General features: G+C 47.4%; 5 protein-coding genes. 1 reads left to right on the top strand and 4 read right to left on the bottom strand.

Translation table 11 applies throughout. The features are described from left to right. Positions 1 to 110 precede the first annotated feature (110 nt). Positions 111 to 1,538, bottom strand: coding sequence for a PP2C family protein-serine/threonine phosphatase (locus ACJ2PR_RS31880; protein WP_446880016.1), 1,428 nt, complete (start codon positions 1,536 to 1,538; stop codon positions 111 to 113). Between the two features lie 1,287 nt (positions 1,539 to 2,825). On the opposite strand from ACJ2PR_RS31880, the gene ACJ2PR_RS31875 reads away from it, so the two are divergent. Further along, positions 2,826 to 4,625, top strand: a complete 1,800-nt coding sequence (locus tag ACJ2PR_RS31875; RefSeq protein ID WP_446880015.1) for a M61 family metallopeptidase — start codon at positions 2,826 to 2,828, stop codon at positions 4,623 to 4,625. A gap of 462 nt (positions 4,626 to 5,087) precedes the next feature. On the opposite strand, the gene ACJ2PR_RS31870 is transcribed toward ACJ2PR_RS31875, so the two are convergent. From ACJ2PR_RS31870 to ACJ2PR_RS31860, 3 genes are all read right to left on the bottom strand, one after another. Continuing rightward, positions 5,088 to 10,616, bottom strand: a complete 5,529-nt coding sequence (locus ACJ2PR_RS31870) for an amino acid adenylation domain-containing protein (RefSeq protein ID WP_446880014.1) — start codon at positions 10,614 to 10,616, stop codon at positions 5,088 to 5,090. Beyond that, positions 10,613 to 13,834: a non-ribosomal peptide synthetase gene (locus ACJ2PR_RS31865; protein WP_446880013.1), complete on the bottom strand. Its 3,222-nt coding sequence runs from the start codon at positions 13,832 to 13,834 to the stop codon at positions 10,613 to 10,615. The genes ACJ2PR_RS31870 and ACJ2PR_RS31865 overlap by 4 nt, the downstream gene beginning before the upstream one ends. Before the next feature lie 182 nt (positions 13,835 to 14,016). Further along, positions 14,017 to 14,670, bottom strand: coding sequence for a CBS domain-containing protein (locus ACJ2PR_RS31860; RefSeq protein ID WP_446880012.1), 654 nt, complete (start codon positions 14,668 to 14,670; stop codon positions 14,017 to 14,019). Between the last annotated feature and the right edge of the window lie 159 nt (positions 14,671 to 14,829).

Here is a 14,829-nt window from a genome sequence, read left to right as displayed (position 1 = left end):
TTAGGGGGCTGCCCGGATTTGTAACGGCAGCGAAGGATTTCATCGAATTCACGTTAAATCTAGTCTGCGAAGGTAAACTTCGTTCTTCTAGGCGCACATTCTATTCGCCCTCATCCCTCATCCCTCTCATCCACTCTCATCACCACCAGCGTCATATCATCTGCATTGTGATTGCCCACGCCGATAAACTGCTGAACGCGATCGAACAAATACTTCAAAATCAACTGCGGATCACTGTAATTGCGGCAGGCCCACCGAAACGCATTGGTCAGATTCTCTTCATCAAATCTGCGTCCATATTGGTTGGCGGCATCCGTAAAGCCATCCGTGTAATAGATCAGCGTGTCACCCGGATTAAGCTGCACCTGAGCATCTTGATACTGAGTTTCGGCATCCAATCCAATCAGCATTCCCAACGTGTCGAGCCGCTTGATTGCGTCATTTTTAGCTTGCCAAAGTAGCGGCGGATTGTGAGCCGCATTGCTGTAAGAAAGAATTTGCGTCGTCGGATCGTATTCCGAATAGAACAGCGTCACAAATCGGTTGGAATTTTCTAAATCAGAATACATCACCTGATTGAGATGCTGCAAAATTCGCGCAGGCGAGTGACCGTTCAGCACTTCTGCCCGCAGCATTCCCCGCGTCATCGTCATGATCAGCCCAGCCGGAACGCCCTTGCCCATCACATCGCCGATCGTCACACTCCAACGCCCCGACGCATTCTCCACATCAGACTTGCGAACCTGCCCATAATCCGCCGGAATAAAGTCGTAATAATCGCCACCCACCCGACTCGCTGTTTTACACATGGCAGCCAACTCAATCCCCTGAATTTTGGGACACTGACGCGGCAACAGACGCAGTTGGATATCGGCTCCAATTTCTAGTTCACGATCGAGCCGTTCTTTTTTGCGAAGTTCAACCGTCAACTCATCGTTTTCGATCGCCACCGCCGTTTGATCGGCCACAAGTCTCACAAGTTTTTGCCGCGTTTCTGTCCAGGAATAATCGGGATCGCGACTGAACACATACAGCCGTCCCCGTTCGCTATTTTTGACTAGAATCGCCGTCCCAAAAATCTGAATGTCTGATCCCAGATGACGGCTCACCTGATAATCTAGCGTGGCGATCGCTTGCGGAGACTTGGTAATCGCTTCACTAGGGGGCAAGCCAGCGAGCGAAGTCGTGATCTGTCGGGTGGCGGCTTCCAGCGCTTTACGAATTTCTTGTCCCCAATGATTATCTTGACAGTGCAATCGCTCTAGCTTCACCTGACCGTTGGGACGAAACATCACCAGCGCCCCGCCATCTGCATCGGTGACGCGACTAGCCATCAAAGGGATCAGTTCGAGAAACTGATTGAGATTGTTGAAACTGCGAAGCGCAAACCCCAGCGAACTCAACAGATCCTGAATTTTATGCTGCTCACGATTAAGTCGGGCTACCAGTTCTTTGAGTGCAAAAACAGGGGTGACTTCGGGCGGGACACCGTTGCGATCGGGTTGAGAGGGCTGTCGGGGAAGGGGCACAGCAGTCATTAGGTCAGGGCATGGGGTGAAACAGACAGCGCGTTCAAAAAAATGTCTATCTGGTGAGATTCAGGAAACAAGTTGTGAACATCAATATTAGCGAATGACTTGCAAATCGTGACATCTAGTTTTGTGAGTTTTTTTAGCTACTGAGAAAGCCGTTTCTCAAATTGCAAGATTTAGTTTCTATTGATACGTGATTTTCAGTAGTTTACCAATCGCAAAATAAGTAAAATCACAGATTAGCCTCTGTCAACCAAACTGCTAACCATAGAGGAATCAAGGATGTGAGAGCCGTCAATAGCGCGATCGCAAAAATCTAAACTTCTGCAAAATCTACAGGACTGTTTGATTAATTGCAAGCGATCAAGTCACAACTTGTGTGATTTACCCTTGACAACGAGATTAGAGCGTCAAATGTCACCATTCGATCGAGAATTTAACTCAGAAATTGTGCTCTGACCCTGATGATAATGGCTGTAGTAATCAACGTTCTGCTGAATTAGCGACACAATTCTTCAGTTATAGAGCAAATATCCGACGATGGTATAAAAAGTTTTCATAAATTTCAAGCAGCGACTCAGCGTAATTACCTGCTGCACAGAAAAATTTTATCCGTATGTCAGTCCGTTTTAATCGAGGCGGATCAAAATTCCGATAGTGATTCTTAAAGCCATTTTGATGAAGTTTTCTCACTGCATTGCTGATTACTTCTTCAAGCTGCCAATTTTGGAGGACTTTTAGACAAGATTTTGGGTTCAAAGGCCCTCACTCGTAGGGAATTTAGGGGGCTGCCCGGATCTGCAAGCGAAGCGAAAGATTCTATCGAATTCAGGCTAATACCAAATTCACTATACTGATACAGATCCTCGCCCCCTAAATCCCCCATTTTGGGGGACTTTGAAACAGCTTCCCTGATGGGGTTTTTCAAATCTGAGAGATAGAAATCGGTTAATTAACTGATTTTTACGAGTATCGTTTGTTGGTTGATTTGGTATAAGACAAGATTCTCAAATCAAAGTCTTTGACAGGTGAATTTGCGGATCAACCTGACGCTACAGTTCCTCACGGGTGTCTCAAAGCGCGCAGAATCTTATCGCATTCACCTATCCTTGCACTTCATCAAGTGGGTTAAAAATTTCACCCGTGAGGTGGGCAGCGTCGTTGAGAAGGTAAGGCATGATATGTATTACTTGTTTAGTCCCGACTTTAGACAGAACGAATCTAAGGTCTAACGTCTGTGCTGCGCTGCAACGCTCAAAATAACGCTGTGTGTCGATCGGAGTCAATCAAACCATGAATCGAGAGAATCTAAAGCAAGATCTGACCGTCAACCCTTCCGCAGAGGCTCCGATCTCCACCGTCAAACTTCACTATCAGGTGGCGATGCCTCGACCCCAATCGCATCTGTTTGAGGTGACCCTTCGCATCACAGGCTGGCAACAACCCACCTTAGATCTGAAAATGCCCGTCTGGACACCTGGCTCTTATCTGGTGCGCGAATATTCTCGACATTTGCAAAACTTTGAGGCGGCTCCGTTAACCTGGCGAAAGATTCGCAAAAATCATTGGCAGATTGAGACGCAGGGACAAAGTGAGATTACAGTTCGCTATCGGATTTTTGCCAATGAGCTAACTGTTCGCACGAATCAATTGAATGTTAGCCACGGCTATTTTAATGGGGCAGCGCTGTTTTTCTATGTGTCAGGATTTGAGCAGCAACCGATGCAAATTGAGATTGTGCCGCCCGACGGTTGGCAAGTCACGACTCCGCTGCCGATCGTTCCAGGTAGATCCAATACATTTGAAGCGATCGACTTCGATATGTTAGTAGACAGTCCGTTTGAAATCGGAACACATCAGACCTATTCATTTGAAGCGCTAGGAAAACCTCATCAGTGGGCAATTTTTGGCAAAGGAAATGTGGAGGTCGATCGCATCATTCAGGACACCCAAAAAATTATTGAGGTCGAAGCTAATCTATTTGGAGGATTACCCTACGATCGCTACCTTTTTCTGCTGCATCTAACAACCAACGGCTTTGGTGGACTGGAACACAAAAATTCTTGCTCATTGGTTTATAGTCGATCGGGGTTTCGGGCAAAGGAGAAGTACGATCGCTTTATGCAGCTAGTTGCTCACGAGTTCTTCCATTTATGGAATGTTAAGCGCATTCGTCCCAAGGGGCTAGAAGTCTTTGATTACGAAGGTGAAAACTACACGCCTTCTCTCTGGTTTAGCGAGGGAACAACTAGCTACTACGATTTGCTCATTCCACTCAAAGCGGGAATTTATGATGCAAAAGCTTATTTGAATGCGCTAAGTCAGGAAATTTCTCGCTATCTGACGACTCCGGGGCGACTGGTGCAACCCTTGAGTGAGTCCAGCTTTGATGCGTGGATTAAGCTTTATCGTCCTGATGCCAACAGTCCCAACTCTCAGATGTCCTACTATTTGAAGGGCGAAATGATCACGCTGCTGCTCGATTTGGCGATTCGGATCAAGCATAGCAACCAGCGATCATTTGATCATGTAATGCACCAGATGTGGGAGCAGTTTGGCAAAGATGAGATTGGCTTTTTGCCTGAGCAATTGAAGTCTGTGATCGAGTCTGTTGCTGAATTTGACCTGACGAATTTTTGCGATCGCTACCTCGACGGCACCGAAGAACTGCCCTTTGATGAATATCTTTCTGGCTTTGGGTTGCGCTTGCAGTCAAATCTTGAGGCTGACTTGCCGCCTTACACAGGGATGACGGTGAAATCAGAGAATGGACGATCGCTGATTAAATTAGTCGAAGCTAATTCCCCCGCTCAAACTGCTGGCATTGATGTTGGAGATGAGCTATTGGCGATCGACGGTTTACGAGTTACTGCGGAACAATTGAGCGATCGTCTCAAAGAATATTCTGGGGGGGATGCGATCGAGGTGACTCTGTTTCATCAAGATGAGTTAAGAATCTGCACCATTAAACTAGTAGAGCCTCGTCCGACTCAATATCAGGTAGTCGCGATCGAGCATCCTAGTCAAACTCAGCAACAAAACCTCAAAGGATGGCTGGGAGTCTCTAACCTTGAAGAAGTGTCAAATGGTTAGGAGGGAGGATTAAATAACTTGCGGCTGGCGATTAAAACCGCGCCTACAAGCACGAAATCTGCCTTCGCAGACTAGAAGCGTATTTGGATAGGTGCGGAAGTCTTGTCTGAACGTGAATTCGATGAAACCTTTCGCTGCGGTTGTTAATTCAACGTCAGTTCGATGAGAGTGACTCGCTTCGTTTCAATCGGCTTCAGCCCCTAAATCCCCCACAAGTGAGGGACTTTGAACGAGAAATATTGTCTCAAAGTCCCCCAAAATTGGGGGGTTGGGGGGCAGAAGTGCTGAATAACGAAGCGAGAAAACTCCATCGAATTCACGTTAATTCAGGCAGCCCCCTAAATCTCGCACGAGTGAGGGACTTTGAATCAAAATCTTGTCTGAAAATCACTCAGAATTGGCAACTTGGGGCAGAAGCATTGAACATCGAAGCGAAAAACTTCTATGGAATTGCACATTGTTTTATGACAAGTAGCTTCTCAGTTGTTGGGCTAAGGTCTGAACATGGGGCGGTTTTAGTAGAGATAAATGATTGCCCGGTACTTGGTGTAGTTGAATGTTATTTGTCAACGCACTCCAGCCTAGTGTAGGGTCTTGTCCCATCGCATCCGAGTTCTCAACCGCTTTGAATAAGATAATGCGATCGAGATAAGATCGCGGCGTATAGCGGTAGGCAGCTTGAGCATTGGCATAGACAATCTTTAGGATAGAAGCGATCGCAGATTCATCTAGTAGCTGTAATCGGGCTGCTTCGGGGATCTGACGGGCGATCGATGACCACTGCCAGCGAGCAAACCGGGGGTTGCGGGAATGAAGCCAATTAGTCGCCAATGCACCATAGTCGAGTAAAAACGGCAGCGTAGACCAGAGGGCAGTTCCAAAAAGAAACTTGAGGCTGCGATAGAGCGATAGTTTGTTGCAAGGAGCGGGAGTATCGAGCATCGCTAATAAACTAATCTGATGGCCTGCCTGAGTGAGTTGTTGCGCCATCTCAAAAGCAACCAGCCCCCCAAATGACCAGCCCCCCAAAAAATAGGGCCCTCGCGGCTGGAGTGTCTGAATCGCTCGAATATAGTAAGCCGCGATCGCTTCGATTTGATTCAGGGGAGAAGATTTTCCATCTAGTCCCAGCGGTTGAAGTCCGTAGAAGCTGCGATGACTGCCCAAATGATGCGCTAGTTCGAGATAGGGAAATACAACCCCAAACATAGGATGAACACAGAAAAAAGGCTGTTCACTGTCACCCAACGTTAGCGGAACAAGGGGCGATCGAGCTTCTGTGAGGGATTGTGCGATTGTTGGATCAGAGGGTGATTCATTCAATTGGTCGAGGTTGTGAGCAATGTGGGGTGTAGATTCTGGAGACAAGCGTTTGCGCCGATAAGCAGACCGATTAAGCTGAACTAAGGGAGGGATTTTAGTTTCTAAAGCACTTTCTAAAGCACTGTCGCGCAAGGTTTCTAGAATGGGAGCAAGTTGAGCGATCGTGGGAGCTTCAAACACAGTCTTTAAGGGCAGTTCTAGACCCAGAGCATCGCGTACACGAGAGGTCATCTGGGTGGCTAGTAGGGAGTGTCCCCCTAGTTCAAAAAAGTTGTCGTGTGGGTTGACTTGCTTGAGCCGCAGGAGTTCTTGCCAAATGTCAATCAGGGTTGATTCTGTTTGAGTTGAGGGCCCGTTTGATGGTCTTGATGTTACTTCACTTAGCGGTGGAAGGGCGCGGCGATCGACTTTACTACTAGCCGTGAGAGGCAGCGTTTCTAATGGCACAAAGGCAGAAGGCACCATGTAGTCAGGTAGCGTCTGTCTCAGATATTGACGGAGATCAGGAATGAGTTGACGAGCAAATTGAGACTGAAGTGGGTAGTTAGTGTAGTGGCTCCAGGATTGGTCAACCTGCTGAGAAGTAGATAAGTTGATTAACGCAGTAACGCCGTGCCGAACTAGCAAAACATCATAATCCCCAGCCTGAGATTGTCTTGACCAGGTAATCTCAACAGTGTAGGGTAGTACTGTTTCTAAGTCCCACCATTGTTGGGGGTCGATCGTCGTAGCGTTTTGCAACTCGTCGCGGAGTCGTCCCACGGTTTTTGGGGCTGATTGAGTGCGTAACCAGTTGGCAGCTTTGACCGCAGCATTGACTCGACTATTCGCAACATTCGTAATTAGCAGAATTTCTGGTTTAGTTTCTACTAGCTGCTTTTGAATGTCTTCAACCGTAATTGCATCGATCCAACTAATTTTTTGGATGGGAGGTAGCGGTGTTTGCGGCTTGTCTTGTGTGTCTATATGCAGCAAAACGTTGTAGCGAAACTGGGTCATCTCATTGTGGCTACGACCGCGTGAGAGACGAATTTGTACTTGTCGAACTTGAGGAAATTTGTCTTGCAGCGCATCAAATAATTTGGGGTCGATCGCGAGTTCAGGTTCTTCAAAGCATGATCGATTCACAAGCTGTTGAAGTTGAGTGCGATCCATTGCTGCATCTGCCTGACAAAATTGCACCCAAGTATGAAACGCCGTTAGTAAAGGGAGGCTTCGCACATCGCCCACAAACAATACACCGCCCGGAGCTACAGTCTGAATGGCTTTCTCTAACACCTGCATTAGATAGTCAGCGCTGGGAAAGTACTGCACGATCGAGTTCAAGATCACTACGTCAAATGATGCAGTATCAATGTTCTCAAAGTTAGTTGCAGTTCGCTGGAGTAGTTCTACTTGAGGAAGCGTTTCTAGTTGCTTTTGAATCGACTCTAGCGCTACTTTCGAGAAATCTGTTCCCACATACTTCTGGCAGTGCGGGGCAATTTGAAACAGCAGTAGGCCCGTACCACAGCCAATTTCTAACACTCGTTTGGGATTGAGCGCAAGTATTTGCTGAACGCGCTCGCTCAACCACTCTTGCATCTGATCAGAGGGAATCGGCTTGCCTGTGTAGCTGCTGTTCCAGCCTGTCAGGTTGAATTGGGAAGTAGAAGTTGGGGATTGATAGGTTTGGTTGTAGAGGGCTTGCCAGTGTTGAAGGTGTTGGGTTTGTAAAGCTTGCTGAATATGGGAGCGATCGAGGCTAAAGTAAGCAATCAACCGCTCATCAGATGGCTCTTTGGAAGCGACAACTACCGCCTCTCGAATCGCTGGATAACGCTGTAATGTGGCTTCGATTTCACCGAGTTCTACTCGAAAACCTCGGATTTTGATCTGGTGATCGACTCGACCCAAGAACTCAATTGTTCCGTCAGAATGGTAGCAGGCACGATCGCCCGTTCTGTAAAGAGTCGAGTATTGGGTACGAATAAATCGATCGGCGGTTAGTTCGGGTCGATTGAGATAGCCACGGGCAAGCCCTGCACCTCCAACATATAGTTCCCCTGGAATGCCGACGGGGACAGGATTTAAGTTAGCATCGAGAATATAGACCTGAGTGTTCAAAACGGGATGACCGATCGTTAGGGGACAATCACCTGGATTCAGCTTGGCAACAGTTGCCCAGATAGTTGTCTCAGTCGGGCCATAGGCATTAAAAAAGTGGCGATCGACTGCCCAGCGATCGACGACCTGACTAGAGCAAGCTTCTCCACCTGTGATCAACACTTGAAGAGCAGGAAGCTTTGCCGCTGGTAAAACAGCCAATACGGCTGGAGTGAGTAAGGCATGAGTGATCGCATTGTCTTCTAAAAATTGCACCAGAGCAACTTCTGGTAACTGTGTGGGAGAAAGATACAAGGTAGCACCAGAGCCAAGGGCTAGGACTATCTCAAACACAGAAGCATCAAAGCTCAGAGAACTCAATTGGAGAACTCGACTACCACGAGACGGGTGAAAGAGAAGCTGTTGGGCGGCAACCACATTACACAAGCCACGATGAGATAAAAGAACGCCTTTGGGAGTGCCTGTAGAACCAGATGTGTAGATGACATAGGCAAGCTGATCAGGACTTGAAGAGACTACTTCACAAGGTTTGAGGTTAGTAGGTGATGGCTGATCTAAACAAATAATTTTTGCTTGTAACGGCGGCAAAGATTGAACTAACCAGGATTGAGTCAGCAAGATCGTCACCTGAGTATCAGACAACATAAAGTGAAGTCGATCGCTCGGATAAGTTGGATCAAGCGGCACATAAGCTCCCCCGGCTTTGAGGATGGCTAAAATTCCGACTATCATATCCAGCGATCGATCGACACACAGCCCAACGAGAGAATTTGCCTGAACTCCTAAGTGTTGCAGTGTTTGCGCGAGAAGGTTGGCTTGTTGATTGAGTGCTTGATAGGTGAGCGATCCTTGTGCAGATACAACGGCGATCGCGTCTGGGGCTTGTTCTACCTGTGTCTCAAAGATTTGATGGAAACAGCAATCGGGGATAGCTTTCGAGGGGGTTTGGTTCCATTGGACAATTTGCTGCCGTTCTGGGAATGTGAGTAGGGGAAGGTCTAGCAGTCGATCGTCTGGGTTGGCAACAATGCCTTCTAGTAGCGTTTGATAATGTCCAATTAGGCGGCTGATTCTGTCACCCTTAAACAAATCAGTACTGTAGGAAATAAAGCCACCTAAGCCTTCCTGAGATTGCCACAAACTTCCCAGCCCGTGAGCAGGTTCCCAAAGATGTACTTCTAGGTCAAATCGAGTGCTAGTGGATTCTAAGGGGGTAGGTTCCAAGCTTAATCCAGGTAGTTGCAGAGATTGCATCGGGGCATTCTGAAGCGCAAAAGCTACTTGAAACAGAGGATTACGGCTGAGATCTCGATCTGGCTCAAGTTCTTCTACTAACTTCTCAAAGGGTAGATCTTGATGGTCATAAGCTTCTAGAGCAGCCTCCTTAACCCGTCCCAGCAATTCCCGAAAGGTTGGATCTCCTGATAGACTCGATCGCATCACCAAACTATTCACAAAAAAGCCAATCAGCCCCTCTAATTCACTGCGATGACGGTTAGCAATGGGAGAGCCGATCGCAATGTCTTCCTGCCCCGTGTAACGGTATAACAGCGTTTGAAAAGCTGCCAGTAAAGTCATAAATAGAGAAGCGCCGGATTGTTGGCTAAGGTCTATTAGCTTTTGAGTGAGAGTCGGTGAAAGTTGTAGTGGATAAGTTGCGCCTCGATAGGTTGGGACAGCAGGACGTTGAGCAGTTCCGCCAATCGAGTAATCATTAGGCAACTGTAACTCTGGCAGATCATCTAGTTGCTTGCGCCAGTAGGCTAGTTGTTTTTCTAAAATTTCGCCCTGTAACCAGGTGCGCTGCCAGCAGGCAAAGTCAGTGTACTGAATCGGTAGCGGTGGTAAATCAGGCGATCGTTCTTCAACAAATGCTGTGTAGCAACAAGCTAATTCTCGAACTAAAACTCCTAATGACCAACCATCAGCAACAATGTGATGCAGCGTTAATAATAAAATCGACTCAGTTGAACTAAGCTGCAATAAGGTTACCCGCAACAGTGGATCGGTCGTTAAGTTAAACGGATGTTGAGCTTCGATCGCTGCTAATTGCTGGCAGATATGTTCTCGATCGCTAACCGCCACAGTCTGTAAATTAACCACTGATAACTTAACTTTTCCATCAGGCTCGACGACTTGAACTGTTTGCCCGTCTACAGTTGTGAAGGTTGTCCGAAGGGCGGTATGACGGCGCACAATTTCACAAAACGATCGCTCTAATGCAATTTGATCGAGTGTTCCAGTTAGGCGAATGGCAGCAGGCACATTGTAAAAAGGATTGTCGGGTGTGAGTTGGTGCAAAAACCATAGCCGCTGTTGAGCAAAAGATAGCGGAAACACACTTCCCTGAGAGGCTGGTTGGATCGTGATTGGTTGAAGTGCACGCGATCGCAGGTATGCAATTAGTTCAGCTTTGCGATCAACTAACGCTTGGCGCAAATCGGTCGTCAGAGTTCCTTCGGGTGCATTACAGCGCAACCGCATTTGGTCTGAATCCTGGTCGATGGAGATTTGCACATCCAGGCTTTCTAAATAGGAAATAAACTCAGCGATCGATGTCATAGTTCTATTTCCTCACGTCGTTGCGCTGGGGTCTGGGTTGATTTGAGAGCTTCAATTTTGTGGGCTAATTCGACGATCGTGGGAGTTTCAAACACAGTGCGAAGCGGCAATTCTATCTGAAATCGATCGCGGATGCGGGAGACAAGCTGGGTGGCTAGTAGAGAGTGTCCGCCTAGTTCAAAAAAGTTATCGTGAATGCCAACGGATCGCCCTAGTAGTTGAGTCCAAAGTTCGATTAAGGAGGCTTCTAGCGAGTTAGTTGGTGCGAGAGTTAAATGCGGTTCAGCGATCGGAGGAGGAAGCGCTTTGTGGTCTACTTTGCCATTGGCGGTTAGCGGAAGCGTGTCTAACGTGACAAAGGCCGCAGGCAACATATAAGTAGGGAGTTTTGTTTTAAGAAACGATCGTAGTTCCCGTTCAGCCAACATCTCTAAGCCTTTGGGAACTACATAAGCAACTAGCTGTCGATCAAGGTCTATTTCACGCACAACAACTACAGCAGACTGTACGAGCGAATGCTGCATGAGAACTGTCTCAATCTCGCCTAACTCCACCCGAAAGCCACGAATTTTAATCTGATGGTCTGTTCGTTCCAAAAATTCGAGATTGCCATCCGCTCGATAAAGGGCACGATCGCCAGTTTTATAGAGCCGTGAGAAGGGATTAATAAACCTTTCTATTGTCAACTCCGGACGATTTAGATACCCCTGTGCTAGTCCATCTCCACCTAAATAAATTTCGCCGCTCACCCCCGCTGGCACTGGATTCAGAGTGTCATCTAATAGATAAACCTGAGTGTTAGCAACCGCTTGACCAATCGGAATCGTTGTTGCATTCTCCAAAATAGCCTCGACTTCATACCAGGTAGAAAAGGTTGTATTTTCGGTTGGCCCGTAGACATGAATTAGATGTTGAGGCTTGCCTTGTTGTACAACTGATCGCACTCGATCAACATTCACCATCTCGCCACCAAATAGCAGGTACTTCAGCGATCGAAAGGCCGTCGGAATCTGGCTCACCGTTTGATTGAACAAGGCTGTCGTTAGAAACAGTGTGTTAATCTGCTGCTGCTGCAATTGGGCGACAAACTTAGTTGGCGAAAGCGTAGTTTCTCGTTCAATCCCAATTAGTTGTCCTCCGTTGAGCAATGCGCCCCACACTTCAAAGGTGGCTGCATCAAACGCGAGATTAGCTACCTGAGCAATACGATCGCCCGGTTCTATCTGTATATAATTGGTTTCACACACCAGTCGATTGACGGCTTGATGCGGCACCATGACTCCTTTGGGCGCTCCTGTTGAACCAGACGTGTAGATCACATAAGCAAGCTGACTTGCGGTGCAGGGAACAGACAAATTCTCATCCGACTCTTGAGCGATCGCATCCCATTCTTGCTCCAGACAAATGATCTTGGTTCTATCAGTTTGTACTAACTCTACCCAGTCTGATTGAGTCAGAACTACCAAAATTTCGGCATCCTCTATCATAAAATGCAGGCGTTCTGGAGGATAGCTGGAGTCCAACGGAACATAAGCGCCTCCTGCTTTTAGAACTGCCAGCATTGCGGCGATCGCTTCGACTCCTCGCGCTAGACAAATTCCTACCCGCGTTCCCGCACTAACTCCCAGTCGCTGCAAATATCGCGCTAGTTGGTTACTGCCCTGATTTAACTGTTGGTAAGTGAATGATTGATGATATTGAACAGCGATCGCACTGGGTCTTTGCTGAACCTGCGCCTCAAATCGTTGATGAATTCCCACAGTCGGATAACTGGATTGATTACTAGCCCACTGCTGTAACAAAGTCTGTTGTTCTGTAGGAGTTAATAAAGGAAGCGCAGAGAGAGGGGTGTCTGGGTTGGCAACAATGCTTTGTAGTAAGGTTTGAAAGTGCTGTCGTAGCGCTGCGATCGTCGTTGAATCAAACAAATCAGTGTTGTAGACAATTACGCCACGCAATCCGTCTGACTGCTGCCAACCTTCACCCCAGAGGTTTCTGAAGTTGTCTGCACACTTCCAAACATATAGCTCCAGATCAAAGCGAGAAGTTTTAGTTTCTAATGCGACTGGACTCAGCACTAATCCAGGTAATACAAGCTGCTCGATCGGGGTATTTTGTAAAGCAAAGACCACCTGAAAGAGCGGATTTTGACCCAGACTACGAACGGGCTGCAAACCTTCTACTAGCTTCTCAAAGGGTAAATCCTGGTGATCGTAGGCTGCCAAGGTAACCTCTCGCACTCGGTCTAACAGTTGCCGAAAGGTTGGATCGCCGACTAGATTAGTTCGCAGTACCAGACTGTTGACGAGAAAGCCAATTAATCCTTCTAGTTCGCTGCGGTGACGGTTGGCAATGGGAGATCCGATCGCGGTATCTGTTTGTCCCGTATAGCGATGTAGTAGCGTCTGAAAGGCTGCCAACAGCGTCATAAACAGCGTTGCGCCCGCTTGCTGGCTTAGGGCTTCTAGTGCAGTGAGTAATGACTGTGGCAGTTCTAGTAGCTGGCTGGCACCTTGATGGTGTGACAATGAAGGGGCGCGCGATCGAGAAGCAACACCGGGCAAATTTAGAATCGGGACATCCTTTAATTGCTGTTTCCAGTAGCGTAGCTGACTGTTCAAAACCTCTCCCTGTAGCCATTCTCGCTGCCAGTGGGCAAAATCTGCGTATTGAATGGGTAAGGGTGGCAACCTAACCGATTTGTCCTCGGCTGCATACAGTTCCCCTAATTCTTGAATCAACACCCCACTTGACCACTCATCAAAAATAACGTGATGCAATGCTATCAGCAGCAGATGTTCTGTCTCCTGCAACTGCCATAATTGCACGCGAAACAAGGGCCCTTGATCAAGTTGAAAAGGCTGCTCAATCTCCTGCCAGATTTGCTCTAGGGCAATCTCTTCGCGAGTGTTAGTAGGTAATTCTCGTAGATCAACAAATCTGAGCGGCACAGTCAAAGGAGCAACGACCTGAACCAACTGTCCATCAACGACTTCAAACGTCGTACGGAGGGTTTCGTGACGGTTAACGATCGCTTGAATGCTCTGGTAGAGGTGCGATCGCTTCAGCAACCCTGTCAGCCGAAATACAAGCGGAATAATATATAGAGAATTTCCAGGAAGCAGTTGTTCGATAAACCACAACCGTTGTTGAGCAAACGAAGCGGGGAAGATCAAGACATCTTCCTCAAGCTCCTGGTTTGTTTGATCTAAAATCATTCACACCTACATCGGGCAACCTCACTCTGTTGTAAAAGGAAAAGCGGCTCAGGAGTTATGCTCTAAGGTAGATTTTGACAAGAGGATATGTATTTTTTTGTTGCATTCCTGAGAACAATTTTGCATCTCAAATGCTTTTGTAAACAGTTGTAACAACTCATCTCTAAGGAGCGAAATGGCAACTACTGTTTGAGAGATTGCTGAACCTGTTGAAGCTCGGAGAGTACAGCCGAAAGCATCGCTTGTCGATCGCGACATGCCAGGTCAGGATTGTTGACCAAATGTTCGATTTGAGTTTGAACCGTGGTTAGAAATTTGTGGATGTTGGGCAGTTCGCCCTGATCGAGCAAACACATCGCCGCAGGCAAATCAGTATCGTGGTTGATCGACGCTAATAGTTTATTGGGATCTAAGCCCAGTTGTTGAATTGTGCGCTGTAATGTCTCAATTACGTCATGCATCTCGATCGGATCAAAAACCCGCAGCAAACTCGTTTGAGTAATGATTCCCAAATTTTTGCCCCAGTTCCATGAGACAACTAGCCGCCGCACCTGTCGCCGTTCCATTTCCTGGTGAGCCGTCCAGAGCGAATCTTCGGGACTCAACACAAACAAAGGAGTACTCATCACCGCCTGCGCTTGTGTGTTGTGCAGGTCTAGTCCCAGCGCTTGAAAGTGAACAATGTCGCGTTCGGTAACAATGCCAACGGGATGGCAGGCTGAATCAGGATTAAAAGATTCGACAATCACCACACAGCTAATGTGATGGTTAGCCATTAATTCAGTTAGTTGAAGAACGGGTGTTGTCGGAAAAGCACTCACGACTTGGCGCGTCATCACTTCGGCAACTCGACGGATTTTGAGTAAGTTGGTAGGTCGTAGAATGTGGCGAATGCTATCGAGGGAGACGACCCCGACCAGTTGATTTGGCTCATTAACGATCGGGTCTACCGGAAGCTATATGCTAATGTGTTGTAAAATACTTTTTGTCACTTA

This window comes from Phormidesmis sp. 146-33 (genome assembly GCF_052939515.1).
Note: the sequence above shows the minus strand (reverse complement) of the source record. Positions and strands in the feature narration are given on the sequence as shown.